The organism is Pseudomonas sp. EB271-G4-1, assembly GCF_058791355.1.
The window spans coordinates 1-25,484 of record NZ_JBYTEO010000057.1 but is presented as its reverse complement, the minus strand read 5'-3'; the positions used below and the strand labels follow the sequence as shown (position 1 = coordinate 25,484).

12 protein-coding genes are annotated in these 25,484 nt (G+C 58.9%); 5 read left to right on the top strand and 7 right to left on the bottom strand.

Annotation, left to right across the window (positions count from 1 at the left end; all coding sequences use genetic code 11):
* Window positions 1–98 precede the first annotated feature (98 nt).
* The 3 genes from AC3WWR_RS24035 to AC3WWR_RS24025 form a co-directional block, all read right to left on the bottom strand.
* Entirely contained in the window at window positions 99–1,946 is a 1,848-nt protein-coding gene (locus AC3WWR_RS24035) for an amidohydrolase (RefSeq protein ID WP_492599131.1), read from the bottom strand.
* 293 nt (window positions 1,947–2,239) lie between these two features.
* Complete coding sequence (locus AC3WWR_RS24030; protein WP_008059234.1) at window positions 2,240–2,554, bottom strand: SCP2 sterol-binding domain-containing protein; 315 nt, start codon at window positions 2,552–2,554, stop codon at window positions 2,240–2,242.
* A gap of 64 nt (window positions 2,555–2,618) precedes the next feature.
* Window positions 2,619–3,329 carry a histidine phosphatase family protein gene (locus AC3WWR_RS24025; protein WP_083349225.1) on the bottom strand — a complete coding sequence of 237 codons (711 nt, stop codon included), beginning with the start codon at window positions 3,327–3,329 and terminating at the stop codon, window positions 2,619–2,621.
* A 201-nt stretch (window positions 3,330–3,530) separates the two neighbouring features.
* Here AC3WWR_RS24025 and sohB point away from each other — a divergent pair, with 201 nt between their 5' ends.
* The 3 genes from sohB (at window position 3,531) to AC3WWR_RS24010 (ending at window position 9,094) form a co-directional block, all read left to right on the top strand.
* Complete coding sequence (sohB, locus tag AC3WWR_RS24020; protein WP_492599128.1) at window positions 3,531–4,553, top strand: protease SohB; 1,023 nt, start codon at window positions 3,531–3,533, stop codon at window positions 4,551–4,553.
* 184 nt (window positions 4,554–4,737) lie between these two features.
* A complete protein-coding gene (locus AC3WWR_RS24015; protein ID WP_492599127.1) occupies window positions 4,738–8,616 on the top strand; it encodes a dermonecrotic toxin domain-containing protein in 3,879 nt (1,292 codons plus the stop codon).
* Between the two features lie 172 nt (window positions 8,617–8,788).
* Window positions 8,789–9,094 (top strand): hypothetical protein, encoded by a 306-nt coding sequence (locus AC3WWR_RS24010; RefSeq protein ID WP_033040238.1) that lies wholly within the window; start codon window positions 8,789–8,791, stop codon window positions 9,092–9,094.
* A 59-nt stretch (window positions 9,095–9,153) separates the two neighbouring features.
* Here the strand turns inward: AC3WWR_RS24010 and AC3WWR_RS24005 are convergent, their stop codons facing one another.
* From AC3WWR_RS24005 to AC3WWR_RS23995, 3 genes are all read right to left on the bottom strand, one after another.
* Window positions 9,154–9,648, bottom strand: coding sequence for a DUF934 domain-containing protein (locus tag AC3WWR_RS24005; protein ID WP_033041115.1), 495 nt, complete (start codon window positions 9,646–9,648; stop codon window positions 9,154–9,156).
* Window positions 9,632–11,290 (bottom strand): nitrite/sulfite reductase, encoded by a 1,659-nt coding sequence (locus AC3WWR_RS24000; protein ID WP_020799148.1) that lies wholly within the window; start codon window positions 11,288–11,290, stop codon window positions 9,632–9,634. The genes AC3WWR_RS24005 and AC3WWR_RS24000 overlap by 17 nt, the downstream gene beginning before the upstream one ends.
* Before the next feature lie 543 nt (window positions 11,291–11,833).
* Complete coding sequence (locus AC3WWR_RS23995; RefSeq protein WP_020799147.1) at window positions 11,834–12,052, bottom strand: DUF2970 domain-containing protein; 219 nt, start codon at window positions 12,050–12,052, stop codon at window positions 11,834–11,836.
* A 138-nt stretch (window positions 12,053–12,190) separates the two neighbouring features.
* Between AC3WWR_RS23995 and AC3WWR_RS23990 the strand changes: the two genes are divergently transcribed.
* Window positions 12,191–19,180, top strand: coding sequence for an NEL-type E3 ubiquitin ligase domain-containing protein (locus AC3WWR_RS23990; protein WP_492599126.1), 6,990 nt, complete (start codon window positions 12,191–12,193; stop codon window positions 19,178–19,180).
* A 64-nt stretch (window positions 19,181–19,244) separates the two neighbouring features.
* Here AC3WWR_RS23990 and metH read toward each other — a convergent pair whose 3' ends face one another.
* Window positions 19,245–22,955: a methionine synthase gene (metH, locus tag AC3WWR_RS23985; RefSeq protein WP_432668237.1), complete on the bottom strand. Its 3,711-nt coding sequence runs from the start codon at window positions 22,953–22,955 to the stop codon at window positions 19,245–19,247.
* 156 nt (window positions 22,956–23,111) lie between these two features.
* On the opposite strand from metH, the gene AC3WWR_RS23980 reads away from it, so the two are divergent.
* Window positions 23,112–25,409: a fatty acid cis/trans isomerase gene (locus AC3WWR_RS23980; protein ID WP_033041109.1), complete on the top strand. Its 2,298-nt coding sequence runs from the start codon at window positions 23,112–23,114 to the stop codon at window positions 25,407–25,409.
* Window positions 25,410–25,484: the final 75 nt, after the last annotated feature.

The following is a 25,484-nucleotide window of genomic DNA, read 5'->3' as shown; positions in this document are numbered from 1 at the left end:
CGCATTGTAGGGCCTTAAATCAAAAGATCGCAGCCTGCGGCAACTCCTACAGAGAACGCGTTCCCCTGTGAGCTGCCGAAGGCTGCGATCTTTTCAACTTAAAACGCGAAGCACGAACAGCCAAACGCCCCCCAGAACCCGCGAAAGTCACTCACTGGAGCATTCGATAAACGCGCCCGTTCGTGACTGTGCGCATGCACCGCGCAAGCCCCGACGCATTGATGAACCTGAGTCGTCAGCGGTGCCGATGGCTTCCAGTGGCCGGGCACCTTCGCCACGGGCGACCACTCCGGCACCACGGGGATGGGCGGGGGGCCGAGTTTTTCGAACTCGTTACTGGCGTAGACAACCTTGCCATCGACAAGGGTCAGCACCGATTCGATACCCTTGATGTCTTCGGTTTCCATGTGGAAATAGTCGGCCGACAGCGCGATCAGGTCAGCCAGTTGCCCAACCTTGATCTGGCCCTTCTTGCCTTGCTCGGACGAAAACCAGGCGCTGCCGTGGGTAAATAGCTCCAGCGCGGTGTCACGGCTCAAGCCTTGTGGATACAGCGCCAGGCCGCCGACAGTACGACCGCTGACCAGCCAGTACAGCGAAGTCCACGGGTTGTAGCTCGACACCCGCGTCGCATCCGTGCCCGCGCCTACCGGTACGCCCTCGGCCAGCATGCGTGCAATGGGCGGGGTGTGCTCGGCAGCCTTGGCGCCATAGCGGTCGACGAAGTACTCACCCTGGAAGGCCATGCGATCCTGGATGGCGATGCCGCCGCCCAGTGCTTTGACCCGCTCGATGTTCTGTGGGGTGATGGTTTCGGCATGGTCGAAAAACCACGGCAAGCCGTCGAACGGAACGTCGCGGTTGACCTTCTCGAATACATCGAGCATGCGGCTGATGGATTCGTTGTAGGTGGCATGCAGGCGAAACGGCCAGCGTTGTTCCACCAGGTGGCGTACCACCGGTTCCAGGTCTTGCTCCATGGAAGCGGGCAGGTCCGGGCGCGGTTCAAGAAAATCTTCGAAGTCCGCCGCCGAGAACACCAGCATTTCCCCGGCACCGTTGTGCCGCAGGAAATCGTCGCCCTGGCCGTAGCGCGAGGTGCTGGTCCAGTTCTTGAAATCGGTCAGCTCTTCCTTGGGTTTCTGGGTGAACAGGTTGTAGGCGATGCGCACGGTCAGTTGCTGATCCTTGGCCAGTTGCTGGATGACCTGATAGTCGTCCGGGTAGTTCTGATAGCCACCGCCGGCGTCGATCGCGCTGGTGACACCCAGGCGATTGAGTTCGCGCATGAATTGCCGGGTGGAGTTGACCTGATACTCCAGCGGCAGTTTCGGCCCCTTGGCCAGGGTTGAATACAGAATCATGGCGTTGGGCCGGGCGATCAACATACCGGTGGGGTCGCCGTTGGCATCGCGCTGGATATCACCGCCCGGCGGGTTCGGCGTATCGCGGGTATAGCCCACCACTTTCAGCGCGGCGCGATTGAGCAGCGCACGGTCGTACAAGTGCAGGACGAACACCGGTGTGTCGGGCGCGGCCTTGTTCAGTTCGTCGAGCGTGGGCAGGCGCTTTTCGGCGAACTGGAATTCGTTCCAGCCACCGACCACCCGTACCCACTGCGGCGTGGGTGTGCGGTCGGCCTGATCCTTGAGCATGCGCAGGGCATCGACCAGCGACGGCACGCCTTCCCAGCGCAGCTCAAGGTTGTAGTTGAGTCCGCCCCGGATCAAGTGCAGGTGCGAGTCATTGAGGCCCGGAATCACCGTACGCCCGTGCAAATCGATGACTTGCGTGCCAGGGCCTTGCAGGGCCATGGCCTGGGCGTCGCTGCCAACCACCACGAAGCGCCCGTCCTTGATTGCGACGGCACTGGCCTGGGGTTTCTTGCGATCGACGGTGTGCAGGCGTCCGTTGTAGAGAATGAGGTCGGCGGGGGTGTCTGGCATGGTTTTACTCCCTGCGAACAGCGGGCTGATCCAGGCACCGAGGGCGCCTGCGGACAGGCCTTGGAGTACATGGCGGCGGTTGACGCCGTTGTGATCCTCAGGTGGGCTCATGTCAGTGCTCCGCGCAACGTGAGTTGAGGGTAAACGCTTACGGCAGCCGCATGCGGCCAGATGGAATATAGACGGCAAATCCGCAGGTAGCCGTTTTCAGGCGCGCAAAACGACGAATCCCGCCACAAGGGGCGGGATTCGTTTGCAGCCAGGGACGCTTGCGCAAGTCGTAAGCGGCTCGCTTAGGCCGGGAACAGCTCGGACAGTTTCATCGCCAGCATCATGTCGCCTTCAGCGCGCAGCTTGCCGCCCATGAACGCTTGCATGCCGTCGGTTTCGCCGCTGACGATGCCTTGCAGGGTTTCGCCGTCCATCACCAGGGTCACCTGGGCGTCCGGGTTTTCGCCTTCCAGCAATTCACAGGTGCTGTCCTTGACGACCAGCGAAAAGTTCTTGGTGTCGTCGATGCGGAAACCGAAGACCAGGTCCAGACCGGCAGCAGCGGCTGGGTTGAACTTGGCTTTCATTGCTTGTACGGCATCAGCTACGGAGGTCATGGTTTGATCCTTTTTTTGGTAATAAGAGCTGGGTGATTACAGCCAGGGTCACAATAGTCCGGACTCAGCGAAACGTGATGAGTTCCGGGGCCTTCAACAGCTGCAGGTGTGCATGACTGTTGAAGGAAGCCAGGGCCACTTCGCGACCACGGAATTTCAGGTGGTTGAGCGAGGTGTTAACGATTTGCCAGTTCAATTCAAAAGCCTGTTTGGCAGGCATTTGCGTAATGAGGTGGAGCAGGGCGGTGATGGTGCCGCCAGAGGTGAATACGGCGATTTTCTGGGTGTTGTCGGCTTGTTCGAGGATACGCTGCAAGCCGGCCTGCACGCGTTTGACAAACCCCAGCCAACTTTCCAGGCCCGGCGTGTCGTAGGTGCCGGTGAGCCAGCGTTCGATGATCAGGGCAAAGATACGCTGGAACTCGCCACGGTTCTGTGCGGCGTTGCGCAGGATGTCCAGCGCTTGTGGCTCGTCCGCCAGCATGGCAGGCAACAGCGCGCGGATCACCGCGTCGGCGTCGAATTCATTGAACGCGCTATCGGTCTCCAGGATCGGCACCGGCAGGCCCACCGCGGCGTATTGTTCAAGCGCGCTATTGGCCGTATGTTGCTGGCGGCGCAGATCGCCCGACAGGCACCGATCGAAGCTGATCCCGAGTTCGGCCAGGTGCCGACCGAGGATTTCTGCCTGGCGGATACCGGTGGGCGACAGGACGTCATAGTCGTCTGCACCAAAGGAGGCCTGGCCATGTCGAATCAAATAGATACTGCCCACGTCCGCGTCATCCCGGTACGTTGAAGGTTTGGCGAGGTTATGGGGATGACGGTGAGCTGTCAATGAAAAAACATACGCTTGTTTGAAATGCTCGTTACAGGCCTGTTGCCAGAGGTTTCACGGCTGGTAGCAGGAGCGGCGCATGGGTATGCTGGTGGTATCCCGCGCGCTTGCATGCCGCGCAACGTTTAAGGAGTCCCCGTGGAGTTTTTGTCCGAGTACGCCGTTTTCCTGGCCAAGACCGTGACCCTGGTGATCGCCATCCTGGTGGTGCTGGCCAGCTTTGCGGCCTTGCGCAGCAAAGGTCGACGTAAATCAGCCGGCCAGTTGCAAGTCAGCAAACTCAATGATTTCTACAAAGGGTTGCGCGAACGCCTGGAGCAAACATTGCTCGACAAGGACCAGCTCAAGGCCTTGCGCAAGACCCAGGCCAAGACCGATAAAAAACAGAAGAAACAACCCGACGCCAAACCCCGGGTATTCGTGCTGGACTTCAACGGCGACATCAAGGCCTCCGCCACTGAAAGCCTGCGACACGAAATCACCGCGCTGCTGACCCTGGCAACGCCCAAGGACGAAGTGGTACTGCGCCTGGAAAGCGGTGGCGGCATGGTCCACAGCTATGGCCTGGCCTCCTCGCAACTGGCGCGCATCCGTGATGCTGGCGTGCCGCTGACGGTGTGCATCGACAAGGTCGCGGCCAGCGGCGGCTACATGATGGCCTGCATCGGCGAGAAGATCATCAGCGCGCCGTTTGCCATCCTGGGCTCGATTGGCGTGGTGGCGCAGTTGCCCAACGTCAATCGCCTGCTGAAGAAACACGACATCGATTTCGAAGTCCTGACCGCCGGTGAATACAAGCGAACCTTGACCGTGTTTGGCGAGAATACCGAGAAGGGCCGGGAAAAATTCCAGGAAGACCTGGACATCACCCATCAGTTGTTCAAGAACTTCGTTGCCCGCTATCGCCCGCAACTGGCTATCGACGAAGTGGCTACTGGTGAAATCTGGCTCGGTATTGCCGCGCTGGACAAGCAACTGGTCGATGAACTCAAGACCAGCGACGAATACCTCGCCGAACGGGCGAAAAAATCGGAGCTTTACCACTTGCACTACGCCGAACGCAAAAGCCTGCCGGAACGAATTGGCATCGCGGCCAGCGGTTCGGTTGATCGCGTGTTGTTGAGTTGGTGGAGCCGGTTGACCCAGCAACGCTTCTGGTAACGTTCAACGTTTTTAAACCAATGAAACCGTGGTAATCGCCACGGTTTCATTTTTTTTGGCTTTCAGAACGCTTTCCGTCCCCAAGCAGCGAAATTTCCTATCGCCACTGTCAATCGCTCCCGCTTTTTTGGGGGAGTGGGTCGAGTAGGGTGGTGGTCCTGAAATGACTGCAACGGAATGCACCATGAATGAACTATCTCAAGATGATGCCGGCCTATCCCCGGTGTCGTCCCTGCAACTGCGCGATGAACTGAAAAATGTCGTGGACATCGCGCTGCCGCAATCCCCCAGCCAGTTTGGCGAGCGCTTGATCAAGGATAAGTGGGGGGCGGACGTCGACCCGCAGACGACCTTGCTGGTGACGCTTGATTACCATTACCAAGGTCACCCTGCTCAGGACGGTATCGAGCAGGGACAAGTGGCGAGCTCGCAATCATTGCTGCAAGCGCTTCTGGCCAATGACCAGATCGTTGGTGATGGACGTTTTGCTGAAACGGCCTTCGGTCTGTACACACCACCGGACATCGGGCCTTGCGTGCGGATTGTCGAGCACGTCGATGAATTCGCCAATCATGGCAGCGGCAATCATCAGACGTACGAAGGCATTTATCGCCCAACGGTTCCACAAACCTATGGCCCGCTGACCCAGATCGACTTGAGGCCGGCGGATTTCAAGCGATGGGTATGGGAACTGGACCTGCGGGAACGCTATAAAACCTATCTTGATCACGCCTGGCCGTCGGACCAAGTGCTCGCGGCTGCCAGTCCTTACCCCTTGAGAACGTCGACCAAAGCGGCATTCGTCATGGCGGCGTGGTTGCAGCGTAAGGAACAGCGCTTGAGCGAAAAGGGCCTTGCCCTGGCGATGCAGGCAGCCGGTTTGCCAGCGGATCAGTCCTGGGAAACCCTCGTGATCGAACAGCTGCAAGCACCCACCCGGATGCCGCTGAAAGTCACGGCGAGCCGCCTGAAGCTTTATCGCTATACCGCGTCCGATATTTGGATGTTTCGCGAGGCAGCCAGTGATCGGCTGCTGATGTACCTCCCGGGTAATTCCTCGCCGCTGCATGAGTTCACCAACGTTTCGCAGTTGCACCAATGGGTGGTGAGACAGGGCAGCGCCAACGACACGAAACAGGCCTTGGCGTCTCACTTCAGTGAGGTTGATCGCCAGGATGGCACTTTCCATGCGGGCGTGCTGACCGCGATGGACGGCATGGCGATGTACCCGAAAGCGCATCGGCTGACCAACAATGCCGGTTTCTTCAACAACGATGGTTATTGGGATCCGGCCGACTACATCGGCTTTGACGATCAGCCTCCAGCCACCGATCCGTTCGCACAGCTTGTGCTGGGGATGAAGCAGGCTGCGCGGGACAGTGCCGCCACCATTCGTGACGACGCACAGGTCAATCGCGACAATCTGAGTGCCGTGGTCGAACCGATTGTCCAATGGGTCAACCAGTTTGGTCCGCTGGCGGTATTTGTACCCGGCGGCGAGGGGGTGTTGGCCCTTGCAGGACTCATCGACGCCGGTTATGGCCTGGATCAGGCCATCAACGGAGATACACCCGACAAGCGTTCGCAAGGTATCACCCGCACGGTATTCGGCGTGCTCAATGCGCTGCCGCTGATTGCAGAGGCGGGGTCGATCAGCCACGAAGGGGCTGGGGAGACGGGCGTGGCCAAGGCACTGGAAGGCAGTGGCGCACCGTCGAAACCTTCTGAGGCGGCGTCGGAATTGTCATTGCCGGCGCGTACCGAGCTCCTGCGTGGCGTGGGTGTCCCAGCAGGTACATTCAGTGACGAAGTGCTGGCACAGATTGGCAGGGTCAGCGCAATCGACGATGACATGCTGCGCCTGATGCAGGCAGGGCGTGCGCCGACTCCGTTACTGGCCGATACCATCGCGCGCTTCAGGATCGATCAGGAAGTAGCAGGGCTGGCTGACTCACCTGCCGCACGTGCCGAGTTGTTCAATCATCGCTATCAGGCACTGCAAAAGACAGAGAACGAATGGGTGCGGTTGTTTCAACGGCAATATCCCGATTTACCCAAAGGCGCCGTGGAACAGATGCTTGATCGTTACGGCGTCGATCTCAAGGCATTGCCGGATATTTCCGAAGCGAAACGGTTGTTCAGCCAGTTGGACAGCAAGGCTCGCCAATACCAGCAACATGTACGTCTCAATCGTGCCTATGAAGGTCTGTATCTGCGCTCGATCGTCAATGGCGAGTCGGATAGCCTGGCCTTGCACTCATTGAAGAACGTGCCTGGTTGGCCTGCGGGAATACGAATTGAAGTCCGCGAAGGTTCTATCGGTGGTCGACTCCTCGATCGTAGTGGTCCACTGGATACTGCCGATTTGCGAACAGTGATCAAGTCCGGCGAACGCTATCTTCACAATGACTTGTCCATTCAGCCGGCCATGGCGCCAGATTTATATGAGGCTGTTGTCGAGATTCTGTCCGCGGACGAGTGTTCAGCATTGGGGCTGACGTCCAAAAGCCCAGCGGCTCAATTGAGGCTCAAGGTCAACGACCGGCTGTTATCCCGTTCAGAATTGGCGCTTGGCCTTGCCAGAATGGACTCGAAGCTTTCCTTCGAGCCGCAGGGCTTAAGAGGGGGAGCATTTCCGGATACTGTTCAAAATGCCGAGTTGATTCATCATGCGATGAGATTGCAGCTTAAGGAGATCTACCCGGAATTTTCCAATGAAGACGCTGATTTAATGTTGCAGCGGCTTGGTAGCGATTGCCAGGCTCATATCGACAGCACAAAACTGCAACTGCAGCAGCTGCATGTGGACATGGATACGTGGTTTCTTCAGGTCTCGGTTGATGTCTACGATACGGATATCCCTTTCTTGCGAGCCGAGGATCCTGAGGCTGAGGGAATGACAGTCCGGGAAATCACATTACATAATTTCGATTTACTGCAAACTACGATGTCGAGCGAGCTCACAATCAGGCAGGAACTGGCTGATGAATTGGTTGCAATCTTTCAAAAGCGCGATCCTCACGAAAGTAGCCACTATTCAGGGAGTCATGACCAAGGTTTCAGCATGAACATGCGTAATGAAGACTTTCATCGATTGCCAGCGCTCAATGTGCGATTCAATGATGTCGTCGAATTGGATCTTCAACACTTTCACTTGGTTGAAAGGGAAACGCTCAACGGGTTCATCGAGCGCTTTCCCAACTTACGGGTGTTGAACCTGCAAGATACCGACCTGCGATTACTCTCCCTTGATGGCCAAATGGAGAGCGTTCTGCCCCCGGTGATTCCTCAGTTGCAGCACCTCACTTCTCTGAACTTGCAGTCCACTCAACTGACGTTTAGTGAAAATACGGCAGGGCAACTGAGTCAGTTGGTGAACCTGCAATCGCTGGATCTGAGCGACAATCCATTGGGCATCCCTCCGATTGTGTTGGGAATGAACCAGTTGCGAACTCTTAATTTGAGCAATACCCGCATTACGAGCTGCCCGATCGGGATCGGGGATCAGCCATACCTGACAAGCCTGGATCTAAGCGAGAACCAGATTCGGCGTGTCCCGCAGGCAGTGCTAAATCAAGCGATCGCCCCGGACAGGGTGTTGCTGTGGAATAACCCGTTGACCGATGAGGACACATTGCAAAGGCTGGTCACCCATCGTCAGCAAACGGGCATCAACCTGTGGTTGAATGCGCCAGGTCCTGAGTATGCGGGTCCTGCGGCCTGGCTGACCGGTATGGAGGCGGGGCAGCAAGGTCCAAGGCTTCAGGTCTGGAATAGTGTTGCGCTCAAGCCTCGCGGCAGGAGGCTGCTGGGGACCATGAGTACATTGACCCTGACTCCGGATTTTGTAGTCAATTATCCGGAACTTCAGGCAAGGGTATGGCAGTTGCTATCGCAAGCGGATGCTTCAGATGAATTGTGGGGGCGATTGACCCTCAATCCTCCGATGCCGGAAGGCGCCTTCAATAACCCGTTCGCGGTATTCACCGTATTGGAAAACCGTGCAAGGCTCCATGCGAACTGGGTGGCGATGGGGGAGCCGTTTCCGGTCGGTGAAGATTAACCATGGCAGGAGCTAACTTGTTCATGAAGGTTTGTACTTGCCACCGATTTACAGCAAAGGGAGTAAAGTTGCGGTCAGGAAGCAAACATATTCTGTACTTATTATAATGTTGTCTGGTTATAAAATTTGTTTAGACTCTCTAGTATATTAACAGCAGCAAGGAAGTTGCATCATGAGTGAAAGTAAGTACCGAGGCGATCCACGGGAGCTTGCCATTTTTGAAAGGCTACTGCCGCAAAGTGGTATGTTTCTGGTCGACGAAAGACCCGGTAAGGATTCATCGGTTATCTATCGTTCGAGAAACAATGAAATTGAAGCGGCCTGTATCAAGCGCCATCGACCCAGCCAGTCAAAGCCGGACTTCAGCGTGTACATAGAAGGTGACTACTGGGGAAATATGAATGGGAAGTTGTTTGAGGATGTGCCCGCACTGGCGCACGCACTCAAAAAAAGGGGCCTGACGCAAGTCGAGTTCTGAGTGATCTGCCGATGTAAAAAAGCCCTGGCGCCGTATGGAGCCAGGGCTTTTTATTTTGTTCAGCGGCGACGGAACAGCGGCAGCGGTTCGTCGGTGGCAGCCTGGTAGGTTACCGAGAAGTCCTTGAGACCTTCCAGGGCTTCGTACGGGTCTTTGTCGGCGCGAATCGCGAACGCATCGAAACCGCAGCGATGCAGGTAGAACAACTGGTCGCGCAGCACGTCGCCAATGGCTCGCAGTTCGCCTTTGAAACCGTAACGGTCACGCAGCAAACGGGCGTTGGAGTAGTTGCGGCCATCGGTGAAGGCCGGGAAGTTCAGGGCGATGACCTGGAACTGCGCCACGTCTTCACCGATTTCCTCGGCTTCTTCATCGGCATCGAGCCAGATGCCCAAGCCACCGTCGCGGGCCAGGAGCATACGGCTGTGTTCGCGCCACAGCTGCAACGGAACGATGTAGTCGTCGCAATTAGTGATCTCATCGATGCTGAAATCCTTGGGCAGCAAGTGCCAGGTTTCGTCGACGACTTCGTTGTTCTTAATGATTCGCTGCATAGACGCGCTCCTTGAAGAGGTCGATGCCAATACGCTGGTAGGTGTCGATGAAGCGTTCGTCTTCGGTACGTTGTTCGATGTACACGTCGATCAGCTTCTCGATCACGTCAGGCATGGCTTCCTGGGCAAAGGACGGGCCGAGGATCTTGCCCAGGCTGGCGTCGCGGCTGGCGCTGCCACCGAGGGAAACCTGATAGAACTCTTCGCCTTTCTTGTCCACCCCGAGGATGCCGATGTGGCCGACGTGGTGGTGGCCACAGGCGTTCATGCAACCGGAGATGTTCAGGTCCAGTTCGCCGATGTCGAACAGGTAGTCCAGGTCGTCGAAACGGCGCTGGATCGATTCGGCGATCGGGATCGACTTGGCGTTGGCCAGGGAGCAGAAATCGCCACCCGGGCAGCAGATGATGTCGGTCAGCAGGCCGATGTTCGGCGTGGCGAAACCTTTCTCGCGCAACTCGCCCCACAGGGTGAACAGCTTGTCCTGCTCGACATCGGCCAGGATGATGTTCTGCTCGTGGGAAGTACGCAATTGACCGAAGCTGTAACGGTCGGCCAGGTCGGCCACGGCGTCGAGCTGCTTGTCGGTGATGTCGCCCGGTGCAACGCCGGTCGGCTTCAGAGAAAGGGTCACGGCCACGTAGCCTGGCTTCTTGTGCGCCAGGGTATTGCGCGCGCGCCAGCGAGCGAAGCCTGGGTGTTGCTGGTCGAGTTCGGCCAGGGCGGCGGACTGGTCGTCCAGCGCCTTGTAGTCCGGGTCGACGAAGTGTTTGGCGACGCGATGCACTTCGGCTTCGGTCAGCGTGGTCTGGCCACCGCGCAGGTGTTCCATTTCCGCGTCGACTTTCTGGGCGAAGACTTCAGGCGTCAGCGCCTTGACCAGGATCTTGATGCGCGCCTTGTACTTGTTGTCACGACGACCATAGCGGTTGTAGACCCGCAGGATGGCGTCGAGGTAACTCAACAGGTCTTGCCATGGCAGGAATTCATTGATGAACGAGCCAACCACCGGAGTACGGCCCAGGCCACCGCCGACCAGCACCCGGAAGCCCAGCTCGCCAGCGGCGTTGTGCACCGGCTCCAGGCCGATGTCATGGACTTCGATGGCGGCACGGTCGGAGGTCGACCCGTTGACGGCGATCTTGAACTTGCGCGGCAGGTAGGCGAATTCCGGGTGGAAGGTGGTCCACTGGCGGACGATTTCGCACCACGGACGCGGATCGATCAGCTCGTCGGCAGCGACACCGGCGAACTGGTCGGTGGTGACGTTGCGCAGGCAGTTGCCGCTGGTCTGGATCGCGTGCATCTGCACGGTGGCCAGTTCAGCCAGGATGTCCGGGATGTCTTCCACGGCCGGCCAGTTGAACTGGACGTTCTGCCGGGTACTGATGTGGGCGTAGCCCTTGTCGTAGTCGCGGGCAATCTTGGCCATCATTCGCACCTGGCGCGACGTCAGCTGGCCGTAAGGCACGGCCACCCGCAACATCGGCGCGAAGCGCTGGATATACAGGCCATTTTGCAGGCGCAGGGGGCGGAATTCTTCTTCGCTCAGCTCGCCTGCCAGATAGCGTCGGGTCTGATCACGGAACTGCTTGACGCGGTCCTCGATGATCCGCTGATCGTATTCGTCGTATACGTACATATAAGTCCTGTTCTCAGGCTTGGGTCGCTCGGATACAGCTGCGTTTTTTGCTTGCCGCAGTCCAAGAGCCTCTGCAATTCTGCGCGCACGGCCGCGCACTCCTTAGGGAGCCGGGGCAAGATACCAGTTTGTAGTTATGCGCAAAAGTGATGTTTGAGTATATGTAAAGAACCAAAAGGACTAATGAGAATCGTTGTTGCAATGTCCCTGTTTGTGGTGCGGGCAATCGTCGTCTTTACTGTGATCGAGTCTTTCTGCAATCACCGATAAAACCGACAAGAGGCGATGCAATGAGCAACCCAACCAAAGCACGGAAAAGCGACAGTTCGGTCGATGCCTGGGCAATTCTGTTCCTGATCATCCTGGTCGTCGGCACTGCGGTATTCTGGGTCAGTCACCAATAAACCAACCCGTCCGGGTCTCTGCCGACGCTTGTCGGTTCGCTGGCTGTCATGCGCGGCGAATTTTCCGGAGGCCCGGGACGATCAATAGCGAAGTTTTTCTACGCCGTTCGACATCCGTTCAGGTCGCAACGCTGATGGCTCATGCCCCGGCTAAAAGCAGCACCAACTGCACGATGCCGTACAGTGTCATTGCGAATACTGCCGTGAACAAGATCCCCAGGATCACAAAATGGCTGGGTTTGCCGTGAGTGAAGTCCCGCGCCCGGTTTTTCCCGCTCTGCACCCCGAACGCCGCCGCCATGACGCTGTGGAGCATCTGCCAAAACGTGGGTGGCTTGTTATCGACTGGATCGTCCATAAATCCCTCTTCAGCAAGGTGTGAGATCTCAGCATAGCCAAACAAACTGCCCGTTTCCCCCCATAAATATGTACCGCCATGCCGCCGGATGGCCGTGGTGTCCTGATGCGCTCTCAATCGAGCATCAGGAGCGACATCATGCCGGACCCTTCCATACCCGCTGAACCGGGATTTCACGTTCCGTTTATCAAGAGCCGTCTTCCCGACTGGACGCGTCACCTGGTCACCCCCCATCTCCAGGCCATGACACAGGCACGCAATCCAGCCCAGCGATTCATCAAGGCGTACCCTGAGCTGTATGCCAAGGCATCCCAGGCATTGCGCCAGGCCTTGCTCGACAGTCAGGCACAGAGCAGCGCTTCCAGCCAGGCGCTGGCCACGACTCTCAAGGATTTCAAAGGCATCACCGAGTTCGCCAAGCCATTGCTGACGGATGCATTGCAGAAAAAATTCGGTCAGGCGCCGGATGTCGTCAACACGGCGCTGTTTCATATGCGTTCGCCCAACCTGGCCGAAGAGCAGTCATTGTTGCAAGCGGCGCTGCGAAACTTCGAAGAAAATGAGCCTTTCGACGGCATTGCCCTGCAGGAGACCAGCGCGCTGGCGCCGGTGGGGGCACTGGAGCAGCATCTTTACGACGAACGCACCCAGTATCCGTTTGCGAAGGTGCGCTACAGCCTCCGTGACAAGTTGTCGATCAAGCCCGCGGCGTTCGCCAGCCTGTGCCGGGAACTGGACGTGGGCAAGCAGTATCAGGACCATCTGACGGCGGTGTTCGATGCGCCCGACAAGGCTGCGACGGTACGCCAGCAGACGATTGCGGCCGACAAGCAACGGATGCGCGTGCAGGCGCATATCGCTCTGATGAGGTCGGACATTGACACCGCAGACCATGCCACGGTGTTGGCGATGCTCGACGGTACCTCGCAGGAACGACTCGATGGCGAGTCAGTCCTCCACAGTCGGGTGGAGGTGTTTGGCTCTAAATTGAATGACGTGCTGATTATTGGCGCTGCATCGCGCAAAGTCAGAGCGACCCTGCAAAATCCCTGGCTCTTTCTTCTGCCGTTCACACCCGAACTGGCCAAACTGGTGCCTGATTCACGAGTCATCGTCTACATTCCAGGCGATCCCATCAGCCCCCTCAAGGCGTATGCCTCTGGCCGCGAGTTTGCCCGTGACCTGGCGATCAAGCTGCGTTCCGTCAGTTACCAGCGGTTCTTTGCCGGCTTTGTCGCGCAAGATGAGGCCGGTCGTTTTTTCCACCGGCTCAAGCGCCAGCTCAAGGTCCAGAAATGGGACCCGGCTCCGGTTTATCCCGGCCCACCCTATGCGCCGGGCGCATTCCTCAATGGCATGTATGTCGAGGTGTGGAACGAGAATGTCGACTTGGGCATGGATGAAAGCTTCATTGATGGCGAAGTGTTCGCAGCCCGTTATGAGTTTCATCTGGCCAGAATGAAGTCCAATGCCAGGCTGTTGGCCATACCCACCGCCGAGGTCGACCACGAAGCCTGGATGATGCGACTCCAACACTATGCCGAATGGGGGTTGAGCGTCTTGAACGTGGCAGCCTTTTTCGTGCCGGGACTGGGTGAGGTCATGCTCGCCGTCACCGCCGTGCAACTGACCTACGAGGTTTACCAAGGGGTGGAGGCGTGGAAAGAGGGGGACGCCGAGGAGGCCTGGAGCCATCTCACGTCAGTTGTGCAAAACGTAGCCTTCATGGCCGTGTTGGGCGCGGTAGCCAGCAAGGCGCCGCCGATCATCAACTCGCGGTTTGTCAGCAGGATGACCAGGATCACCACGCCTTTTGGTGAGCCGCGTTTGTGGAGTCCCGACCTGGCCCCCTACAAGAGCAGTGTGTCTGTGGAGGGGCTCGAGCCGAATGCATTGGGGCAATACAAGGTCGGGGACAAGACCTGTATTCGATACGAGGGCAATGTCTACGAAAAGAGCTTCGACCCGGCGCTGAAAAAATGGCGGATCCAGCACCCCAGCGATCCCCAGGCCTATCAACCGATCTTGCGGCATAACCAGCTCGGCGCCTGGCAGCACACGCTTGAAAGGCCGCTGGAGTGGGACCGCCCAACGTTGTTGCGCAGAATCGGGCCACAGATGGACGTTTTTTCGGATGCGCAGTTACAGCAAATTGCCGAGGCCAGCGGGGTCAGCGATGATGCGTTGCGCCAGATGCACATCGATCTCCAGCCACCGCCGCCGCAATTGGCCGAGACCATCAGATCGTTCAAGGCTGATCAACAAGTGCAGCAGTTGATTGATCAGATCCGCAACGGCGGTGACCTGGGCAGTGCTGGCGAGGCTGTCGTACCGCTGGCTGTTGGGCTGCCGGACTGGCCCGTCGAGGAGGTCCTGGAAGTCTTCGAGGGACCGGAACCCCGGGGGGCGTCGCAGCGCTTCGGTTCAGCGTCGGCAAGCAACAATGTAAAGCCCACGATCAAGATCACTCGAGCCGAAGTGCAGGCCGGAAAATTGCCGGAACGTATATTAGGGGCGCTTGACGAGCCACAAATCACCCGGTTACTCGGCGCACGCAGCGCACAACAAGACGCGAACCGCGTGCAGATGTTCAGGGACAGCCTGGCCAACCGCGCCCTGGATAGCAAAAAGTCCCTGGTCGACCGACTGCTCGCTGGCCAGCAGACGACGAATACCGATATTCAACGACTGCAGCGCAGTTTCCCTACGTTGTCGCCGGAGGGTGCGCGACAGGTGCTGGGCAATGCCAGTGCCGCCGAGCTGGCCCAATTGCGCAGCAGCACAAAAATACCCTTGCGCCAGGCGCAAGAAATTCGTGTCCATTTACAGCAGGGCGCTCTCAACCGGGCGCTCTGCGGTTTGCATCTGGAGAGCATGGCGTCTGTGGCCAGCGATCGCCTGGCGTTGCACAGCCTGGAGCAATGGCCCGGTTGGTCGATGGATATGCGCGTGGAGCTGCGTTCCGGCTCGATCAAGGGCCCATTGCTGGACAGCGTTGGCAGCGACAGTGCGACGTTTCGCAATTACCTGGTCAAGGGCGATGGCTATTTTCGCGCATACGACGCCCAAGGCAGGCCTCTCAACAACATCCCCGCCCATGGCCGCAATCTCTATGAATCGCTGCTGGAGTTCTTGCCCAACGCGACAAAGGCAACCCTGGAAGGTCATCAGGGCCAGGCCTTGCAAAGAAAACTGGCGAACCATGCCAGCACTCATCGCAACGACATGGCGCTAATCTTGAAACAGCGCCCGTTGAATGGCCCCGGGCCATCGCTGCGTTTGCCCAATGGCCGCCTGGGTTACCTGGCCAGTGGTCGTGGTGTCGGCTTTCATGATGCTGCATTGGTCTCCAGGGTCCGCGACCTTTACCCGAACATCTCCGATGCGCAAGCCAGCCAGTTCGTCAGAAACCGCCTGAGCGCGGGGGACACCGACCAGCAAGTGTTCAATCTGTTGAACAACCGTCAGCGGGAATTCGACGCATTGGAAACCGCATTGAACAACTGGGTCGACGCTGTCGTGCCGGCCCCTGCTGGTGGGCAGTCACGCCGGGTGATCGCCGATCGGCTGATCCATTGCTGGCGCTATGGTCTTTACCGAGAGTTTGAGCCCGCTTTCCATCTGAATTTAAGCGGTGCTGACACGTTGCCGGAGTGGAAAGCCGATTTCTCCCATGTGCGTAGTGTGCAACTGGACACTGGGCAGCTAATCGGTAACTCGGGCAATGAACTGCTTCAGCGGTTTCCAAAGATCAAAAAGCTGGATCTCTCCGTGGAAGTGCGGGATATGGCGGCTCTGGCGGAAAAACTGCCTGAATTGACAGAGATTACCGAGCTCGCCGTTGATGGCGCATCGCAGACCTATACGCCGCAGTTGGTGCAGGCGCTACAGGGAATGACGCAGCTGGAGCAGCTGTCGCTCAAGGGCGATATCGGTGTAATGGACTTCGGCACGCTGACGAATCTGCGGTCCTTGAGGTTGGCGGGGAATTTGACCGAGTGGCCGACCGGGGTGTCGGGCCTGAACAGGCTGGAAACCCTCGATCTACAGCGAATGCCGATCAAATCGCTGCCTGACGAGTTGTTCAGTGGGCGGGAGTCGATATGGCGTTGCCTGCAGCTGGATTGGGCGGCCCTGGAACCGCAAGCTTTCTTGAAGGCCTTTGAGTATGTGCATGAAAACCCGGCGCATCTGGTCAACGAGCCACAAATGATTGCCCAGTACTGTGCAGGACGTTTGTCGAAGCTGGCACCCAATGATTACACCTTTGCATCAGACGCAATGGCGCGTTTCAGTCGCGACGGGCTATCGGGACGGGCATTGCTGGAAAAGGTTGATGCACTGCACGAGCAGCATCTGGCTTTGACTCAGTCATTGGACGCCTGGAAGGGCAGGGTTGTGCGGGTCGATGGCCGGCAGATGGAGATCGCGCACCGTGAGCTGATCGCTGAAAGAATCGGCGAGTCCGCTCGCAAGGGGCTGCGTGCACGGTACTGCCCCGCGGAGCCTTTGGCAGGTCCATCGTGGTGGCAAGGTGACGCAGTGAATGAAGTGTTGGACCTGACGGGGTTTGGGCCGCTGGGCGATTTACCCGAGCTCGGCGATTCGGCCTTTCCCCATGTGCGCAGCTTGATCCTCAGTGGCAGCGGGCTTTCGACCGTGCAGGTCAATGAGTTTCTGAGTGGATTTGCGCAACTGCGTTCCCTCAATCTCAGCACCAACCAACTGACCGGGCTGCCGCAGGCCATTGATGCGCTCGGAGAGCTCAGCGAGTTGAACCTCTCATTCAATCAGATAAGGATCACGGCGTCAGCGCAAGCGCGGTTGAATCGCTTGCCCCACCTGAAAACGCTGAACCTGGCGTACAACCGGCTCGACGCGCTTGAGGTCGGTTCGATGACCGGCCTGCAGAGCCTGGACCTGAGTCATACCCATCTGCGTAACTGGCCCGAGGGCGTGTTGTCATTGCCCAACCTGCGCCGTCTGGCCCTGAATCACAGTGGCATTACCGACATCCCTGCCGCAGCCTTGACCGGGCATGATCAGCTGTTGGCGGGAACCTCGCTGCAAGGTTGCCGGCTGAGCCCGCAAGCAGTGACGGCGGTGCGGGCATATGCGCAACGCACGTCATCCCTTAACCCGATGGCTATTGCGCCAGTGCACCTGTCGGCCGGACGAACCGGAGGCGATCCGGAATTCTTTCCGGATGAAGTATCGGAGCACCCGGACTTTTTATTGCCTTTGCATCTGGAGCCCGGCGAAGGTGATTTGCCCCGGACCGCAGCCTCCAGACTGCAGCGCCTTGATCCTCAGCTGGGTGATACGCAAGCCGTTGAACGGATCGACGCATGGCTTGCCCAGGGTATGACTGCCCTGGAAATTGAAGCCCGGCTGGTCGAGTGGCAGCAACAGCAGACGCAATTGATCAAGCATTTGAATGACTGGATCGATGTTCCGGCCGTTCGCAGTCGCCAGGGTTGGGTCAGCGCGGTAGACCGCCGCCGGGCGGCTGACCAGCTTCTGGAGTGCTGGCGAGCCACCTTGCGAGATGTTCCCGCGGCCGAGGGAGCACCGACCGATGCTGTGCTTGATTTCACCGGCCTGATCATCGGCGACTTGCCGGCCTTGCCGGTCACGTTCGAGCATATCGGTGCATTGGACCTTAGCGGTGTCGGGCTCACGGAAAGTTCGGACGCGTTCCTGCATTCGTTTCCGCGGTTGCGTAGCCTGACGCTCAATCGCAACGGCCTGGGCACTTTGCCTGAGGCTGTGGGGCAATGTGAACACCTCACCCGGTTGAGCGCCACGTATAACGATCTGCGTGCCAGTGATGAGTTGTCGCGCCAGTTGCGTTCGCTGAGGCATTTGCAATGGCTGGACTTGAGCGAGAACCGCATTGCCAGCTTTGATGTCACCGGTCTTGAGCAGTTGCAAGGGCTGAATCTGAGCAACAACAATCTTTGGGAATGGCCCCAGGGGGCATTGGAAGCGCCGGCGCTGACGACCCTCAACCTGAGTCGCAACCATATAGAGGCAATTCCTCCCGCTGCCTTGCTGCCTGAGCACGCTACCTTGATGGCCGGCACCAACATGACCGACAACGTCGATCTGGAACTGGAGGACATGTTACGACTGCAGCAGTACATGGAGGAAACGGGCGTTGGCTTGGGGTTTACCTCGCAAGAGATTGAACGACTGCTCGAAGGCTACGGGCCTGAATCGGGCGACAGTTTCGAGAGCTCTGATGAGGAGGTTCATCCCGACCATGAGACGCCGCAAGTACAAAAGGCGCGGTGGTTTGCCGGCGTGGCGGCAGACTCGGAAAAACACCAGATGTGGAGTGCCTTGATGGAGCAGGACACCACCCAGGACTTTGCATACATTCTCTCGCAACTCCAGCATGCCCGGGACTTTGTCGCCGATCGCGTGGACCTCACGCAGCGCGTCTGGCGTGTCCTTGAAGCCGCTTATGGCGATCAAGCGCTGAGCGAACGGTTAATGGTTCTGTCGAAGGCACTACGGAGTCGCGCGACCTGTGGTGACGGTCGGATACTGTTGTTCAACGAGCTGGAAATCGAGGTCTATGAGTTCAATGCCTTGAAGGCCATTGCCCCGGAACACAAAGGTCGCGAGCTGCTGAAACTGTCAAGAAACCTGTTCCGCCTGGCGCAGGTCGAGGAGATTGCCAAAACGCGTATCAGGCTCAGGCCCGCTATCGATCCTGCCGAGATTCGCCTGGCCTATCGAGTCGGCCTGGCTCAGCGTCTTGAATTGCCCAGCCAGCCCAAAGGCATGGTGTACGAGAGCTTGGCGCAGGTGACGCCAGCGGATCTGGACGAAGCGTACGCAATGATCCTCGCCGAGGAAAAGACGCCGGTGTTCATCGAGCAACTGACCGCGCGTAAATACTGGCGAGACTATCTGGAGGAGAAATACCCTGGGGAGATTACCAGGGTGCAACAGGATTTCCAGGACAAGGTCAGTGAGCTGGAGGATAAATATCCGGAGCTCAATACGGCCTACCTGCAGGAGGTGGACGCCCTGGATACCGTCAATAAAGCCAACCGCCTGCAACTGCTGACCACACTCAGCGAACGTGAGGTAGCCGAGTTGGGCGCACAGGCCTGATCTTCAGCCGGCAAAGCTCTGGAGTCAGCACAGGTCTGCCTCCAGAGCCCAAGGCTCTGATCAATCAGTTGTCATACCCAAGGTTGGGCGCCAGCCAGCGTTCGGTGACGCTCAATTCCTGACCTTTGCGCGACGTGTAGCTCTGCACCTGGTCCTTGTCGATCTTGCCCACGGCAAAATACTGCGCCTGCGGATGCGCGAAGTACCAACCGCTGACAGCCGCCGCCGGGAACATCGCATAGTGCTCGGTGAGGAACACACCGCTGCGGCCGGCGCGCATTTCACTGGCCTCAGGGTCGAGCAGGGCGAACAGGGTGCTTTTCTCGGTGTGATCCGGGCACGCCGGGTAGCCCGGGGCAGGGCGGATGCCGCTGTATTGCTCTTTGATCAACGCCTCGTTGTCGAGCGTCTCGTCCTTGGCGTAACCCCAGTACTCTTTACGCACCTGTTGGTGCAGCCACTCGGCGCAAGCCTCGGCCAGGCGGTCGGCGAGGGCCTTGACCATGATTGAATTGTAATCGTCGCCAGCGTCCTGGTAAGCCTTGGCCACCTCTTCGGCACCGATGCCGGCGGTGGTGATGAAACCGCCCACGTAGTCGGTGACTTCGCTGTCCTTGGGTGCGACAAAATCAGCTAAGGAGAAATTCGGCTTGCCGTCGGTCTTGATGATCTGTTGGCGCAAGTGATGCAGCTTGGCCAGGGGCTTGCCGTCATCGCCGTAAAGTTCGATGTCGTCGTCGCGTACCTGGTTGGCCGGCCAGAAGCCGAACACCGCTCGGGCGCTGATCAGCTTCTCGTCGATCAGTTTGGCGAGCATTTCCTGGGCATCGGCATACAACGCCGTAGCGGCTTCACCGACCACTTCATCCTGGAGGATACGCGGGAACTTGCCGGCCAGGTCCCAGGAAATGAAGAACGGCGTCCAGTCGATGTATTCGGCCAGGACTTTCAGGTCGATGTTGTCCAACACCTTGGCGCCGGTAAAGGTCGGCTTGACCGGCGTGTAGGTGCTCCAGTCGAACTGAGGTTTCTTGGCGATCGCCGCCGCGTAGCTCAGGCGTTCGGTACGGGCGCTGCGGTTGGCGGTGCGCTCGCGCACTTCGATGTATTCCTCGCGGGTTCTCTCGACGAAGCCGGCCTTCAGTTCCTTGGACAGCAACTGGGTCGCCACGCCGACAGCGCGAGAGGCGTCGGTGACATACACCACCGCATCGTTGCTGTACTTGGGTTCGATCTTCACCGCCGTGTGCGCCTTGGACGTGGTGGCGCCACCGATCATCAACGGCAGGTGGAAATCCTGGCGCTGCATCTCGCGGGCCACATGGACCATTTCATCCAGCGATGGCGTGATCAGGCCGGACAGGCCGATGATGTCGCACTTCTGCTCCTTGGCGACCTGCAGGATCTTCTCCGCCGGTACCATCACGCCTAGGTCGACGATGTCGTAGCCGTTACAGCCCAGCACCACGCCGACGATGTTCTTACCGATGTCGTGCACGTCACCCTTCACGGTGGCCATGAGGATCTTGCCCTTGGCTTCCGGCTTGTCGCCTTTTTCCAGTTCGATGAACGGGATCAGGTGCGCCACGGCTTGTTTCATCACCCGGGCGGATTTCACCACTTGCGGCAGGAACATCTTGCCGGCACCGAACAGGTCGCCGACGATGTTCATGCCGGACATCAGCGGCCCTTCGATCACTTCGATCGGGCGGGCGAAGGACTGGCGCGACTCTTCGGTGTCTTCGACGATGTGCGTGGTGATGCCCTTGACCAGCGCATGCTCCAGGCGCTTGTTGACGTCCCAGTTGCGCCACTCTTCGGTCTCGGCTTCCTTGACGCTGCCATCGCCCTTGTACTTGTCGGCGATGGCGAGCAGGGCGTCGGTGCCTTCAGGGGTGCGGTTGAGGATCACGTCTTCAACGGCGTCGCGCAGCTCGACAGGGATCTGGTCGTAGATTTCCAGCTGGCCGGCGTTGACGATGCCCATGGTCAGGCCCGCGCGGATCGCGTACAGCAGGAACACCGAGTGGATCGCCTCGCGCACCGGGTTGTTGCCGCGGAACGAGAACGACACGTTGGACACGCCGCCTGACGTCAATGCATAGGGCAGTTCGTCGCGGATGTAGGCGCAGGCGTTGATGAAGTCCACGGCGTAGTTGTTGTGTTCTTCGATGCCGGTGGCCACGGCAAAGATGTTCGGGTCGAAGATGATATCTTCCGGCGGGAAGCCGACGTCATTGACCAGGATGTCGTAGGAGCGTTTGCAGATCTCTTTCTTGCGCGCTTCGGTGTCGGCCTGGCCGGCTTCGTCGAAGGCCATCACTACCACGGCGGCGCCGTAGCGCTTGCACAGCTTGGCGTGGTGGATGAACTGCTCGACGCCTTCTTTCATGCTGATCGAGTTGACGATACCCTTGCCCTGGATGCACTTGAGACCGGCTTCGATCACTTCCCACTTGGAGGAGTCGATCATGATCGGTACGCGGGAGATGTCCGGTTCACCGGCAATCAGATTGAGGAAGGTCACCATGGCCTTCTTCGAATCAAGCATCCCTTCGTCCATGTTGATATCGATCACCTGGGCGCCGGCCTCAACCTGCTGCAGGGCGACTTCCAGGGCTTCGGTGTAGTTGTCTTCACGGATCAGGCGGGCAAACTTGGCCGAGCCGGTGATGTTGGTGCGCTCGCCGACGTTGACGAACAGCGAATTGCGATCGATGGTGAACGGCTCCAGGCCCGAGAGACGGCAGGCCTTGGGGATTTCCGGAATCTGGCGTGGCGCATAGCCAGCCACGGCCTTGGCGATGGCTTCGATGTGGCCCGGGGTGGTGCCGCAGCAACCGCCGACGATGTTGAGGAAGCCGCTTTGGGCGAATTCCTCGATGACCTTGGCGGTTTGCGCCGGCAGTTCGTCGTACTCGCCGAACTCGTTGGGCAGGCCGGCGTTCGGGTGCGCGGAAACGTGGGTGCCTGCCTTGTTCGACAGCTCTTCGAGGTACGGGCGCAGTTCGCTGGCGCCCAGGGCGCAGTTCAGGCCGACCGAGATCGGCTTGGCGTGGGCCACGGAGTTCCAGAACGCTTCGGTGGTCTGCCCGGACAGGGTGCGGCCGGAGGCGTCGGTGATGGTGCCGGAAATCATGATCGGCAATTCGATGCCCAGTTCTTCGAATACGCCCTGTACGGCAAAGATCGCGGCCTTGGCGTTGAGGGTGTCAAAGATGGTTTCGATCAGGATCAGGTCGGCGCCGCCCTCGATCAGGCCTTTGGTGGCCTCGGTGTAGTTTTCCACCAGTTCATCGAATGTCACGTTGCGGTAGCCCGGGTTGTTCACGTCCGGCGACAAGGAACAGGTGCGGCTGGTCGGGCCGAGTACGCCGGCAACGAAACGCGGCTTGTCCGGGTTCTCGGCTGTTTTGGCATCGGCGACCTTGCGCGCCAGGCGAGCGCCTTCTACGTTCAACTCGTAGGCCAGTTCTTCCATGCCGTAGTCGGCCATGGAAATCCGGGTGGCGTTGAAGGTGTTGGTTTCCAGGATGTCGGCACCGGCATCCAGATAGGCTTTCTCGATGCCACCAATGACGTCCGGGCGCGTCAGCACCAACAGGTCGTTGTTGCCTTTGACATCGCTCGGCCAGTCGGCGAAACGTTTGCCACGGTAATCCTGCTCTTCGAGCTTGTAGCTCTGGATCATCGTACCCATGCCGCCATCGAGAATCAGGATGCGCTCTTTGAGGGCGTGCTTGAGGGCTTGGAGGCGAACGCTGCGATCGGACATTGGGACTACTCGGAAAGACCATGACGAAGGGCCGGGATGATAGCAAACCTGTGCGCTTTTAGAGCATGTCCGGGTTTTTCATGAATATCGCTCATGTTGGTGTGGCGTCCAGCCCGGTAGAATCGCGGCGTTTTCTAAAGGATCGGGACTAGGGACATGTCGTATCGCGTCGTCATCGCCAGTGTGTTGATGTTTTTGAGCTGGGGCGCGTCCGCGCAAAGTCCCGCGATTTCCCCTGCAATCTCCTACACCCGCGATGTACAGCCAATCTTTACCGAAAAGTGCGTGGCCTGCCATGCCTGCAACGACGCCCCCTGTCAGCTCAATCTGGGCAGCGGCGAAGGTGCGGCACGTGGCGCGACGAAAGTCCCGGTGTACGACGGTGAACGAAGCCAGGCTGCTGCGCCGAGCCGACTGTTCTATGACGCGTTCGGCAAGCGGGCCTGGCAACAAAAAGGCTTCCAGTCGGTGCTCGACGCCCAGGGCAATCAGGCGGCATTGATGACGCGCATGCTTGAGCTGGGTCATACCAATCGCCTGCAACCCAATGCCAAATTGCCCGAGGACATCGTCCTGGGCCTCAATCGCAACAATATGTGCGCCTTGCCTGCCGAGTTCGACGGTTATGCCAGCGCGCATCCCAAGGAGGGCATGCCCTTGGCGGTCACCGGCCTGACCGACCAGCAATACCAGACGCTGCAACGCTGGCTGGCCTCGGGTGCGCCGATCGATGAACAGGCCCTGGTGCCCAGCGCGAAGGAAGCGTTGCAAGTGGTGCAGTGGGAGAACCTGCTCAACGCACCGGGCGCGCGACAGAGTCTGGTGGGGCGCTGGTTGTTCGAGCACTGGTTTCTCGCGCACCTCTATTTCAAGGACGGCGAGCCGGGGCATTTCTTCCAATGGGTGCGATCTCGCACGCCGACCGGCCAGCCCATCGACCTGATCAACACCCGTCGGCCGAACGACGACCCCGGCACTCAGGTGTATTACCGCTTGCGGCCGGTGCAGGGCGTGATCGTGCACAAGACGCACATCACTTATCCGTTGAGCGCGGCGAAGCTGGCCCGGGTCAAAAGCCTGTTTTACAACGGCAATTGGCAGGTCAACGCCTTGCCGGGCTACGGCCCGGAACGCCGGGCCAATCCGTTTACCACCTTCGAAGCGATCCCGGCCCAGGCGCGTTATCAATTCATGCTCGATAACGCCGAGTATTTTGTGCGCACCTTTATTCGCGGCCCTGTCTGCCGTGGGCAAATCGCGACCGATGTGATCCGCGACAACTTCTGGGCGTTGTTCCAGGCACCGGAACACGACCTCTACATCATCGACCCGAACTACCGCGGCCAGGCGACGCCGTTGCTGGCGATGCCGGGGCAGAACGACGACGTTGGCAGTGTCCTGAGCCTGTGGCACGACTACCGCGACAAGCGTAACGAATACGAAGCCCTGCGCCGGGACAGCTATGCCGATCTGCCGGCGCCGAGCTGGTCGAGCCTGTGGGCTGGCAACGACAACGCACTATTGAGCATTTTCCGCCATTTCGACAGCGCCGCGGTGACCAAGGGCCTGATGGGCGACGTACCACAGACGATGTGGTTGTTCGACTTCCCGCTGCTGGAGCGCACCTACTACCAGTTGGCGGTGAATTTCGACGTGTTCGGCAATGTTTCCCACCAGGCCCAGACGCGCTTGTATTTCGACCTGATCCGCAATGGCGCCGAGCAGAACTTCCTGCGCCTGATGCCGGCGGACTCCCGGGAGGGCTACCTCGACGATTGGTACCAGAACAGCGGGAAATTCAAGATGTGGCTGGACTATGAGGCCATCGATGACGACACGCCGACCGCACTGAAACTCGATGAGAAGGACCCCAAGCGCGACTTCGCCATGCAACTGTTGGCACGCTACGGCGAGCTGAACGCCACCCCTGATCCGATCAACCGCTGCGACGGCGCGTATTGCTCGCGGCCGAACATCGACCCGGCGCTGCAGGCCACCGAGCAGGCGTTGAGTCGCCTGGCCTCACGTCCGGCGGCAGGCCTGCGGGTCATCGATCAACTGCCGGAAGCGACCATGCTGCGCGTCGAAACGGCGAGTGGGCAGCGAGTGGTCTATAGCCTGCTGCGCAACCGGGCGCACAGCAACGTGGCGTTCCTGCTGGGTGAGTCGCTACGGTTTCAACCGGGGCTGGATACGCTCACCATTTTCCCGGGCGTACTCAGCAGTTACCCGAACTTCATGTTCAATATTGCCGCCGATCAGGTGCCTGAGTTCGTCGATGCGATGGAAAACGCCAAGGATGCCGAGCGCTTCGAGAAAATCGTCGAGCGCTGGGGAGTCCGCCGCAGTCATCCGCAGTTCTGGCAGTACTTCCATGACCTGAGCCGCTATATCCACGAAACCGAGCCGGTGGAAGAGGGCGTGCTGGACATGAATCGCTACGAGAACCTGTAATCACGCTTAACACCCGTAGGAGCTGCCGCAGGCTGCGATCTTTTGATCTTGAAAACCAGAATCAAAAGATCGCAG

What these genes read in the sequence shown, in the direction of transcription:
- AC3WWR_RS24010 (WP_033040238.1), top strand. Translation starts at nt 8,789, where the DNA reads ATGAGTGAAAGTAAGTACCGAGGCGATCCACGGGAGCTTGCCATTTTT.
- AC3WWR_RS24005 (WP_033041115.1), bottom strand. Translation starts at nt 9,648, where the DNA reads ATGCAGCGAATCATTAAGAACAACGAAGTCGTCGACGAAACCTGGCAC.
- AC3WWR_RS24000 (WP_020799148.1), bottom strand. Translation starts at nt 11,290, where the DNA reads ATGTACGTATACGACGAATACGATCAGCGGATCATCGAGGACCGCGTC.
- AC3WWR_RS24035 (WP_492599131.1), bottom strand. Translation starts at nt 1,946, where the DNA reads ATGCCAGACACCCCCGCCGACCTCATTCTCTACAACGGACGCCTGCAC.
- AC3WWR_RS23980 (WP_033041109.1), top strand. Translation starts at nt 23,112, where the DNA reads ATGTCGTATCGCGTCGTCATCGCCAGTGTGTTGATGTTTTTGAGCTGG.
- AC3WWR_RS23995 (WP_020799147.1), bottom strand. Translation starts at nt 12,052, where the DNA reads ATGGACGATCCAGTCGATAACAAGCCACCCACGTTTTGGCAGATGCTC.
- AC3WWR_RS24015 (WP_492599127.1), top strand. Translation starts at nt 4,738, where the DNA reads ATGAATGAACTATCTCAAGATGATGCCGGCCTATCCCCGGTGTCGTCC.
- AC3WWR_RS23990 (WP_492599126.1), top strand. Translation starts at nt 12,191, where the DNA reads ATGCCGGACCCTTCCATACCCGCTGAACCGGGATTTCACGTTCCGTTT.
- metH (WP_432668237.1), bottom strand. Translation starts at nt 22,955, where the DNA reads ATGTCCGATCGCAGCGTTCGCCTCCAAGCCCTCAAGCACGCCCTCAAA.
- AC3WWR_RS24030 (WP_008059234.1), bottom strand. Translation starts at nt 2,554, where the DNA reads ATGACCTCCGTAGCTGATGCCGTACAAGCAATGAAAGCCAAGTTCAAC.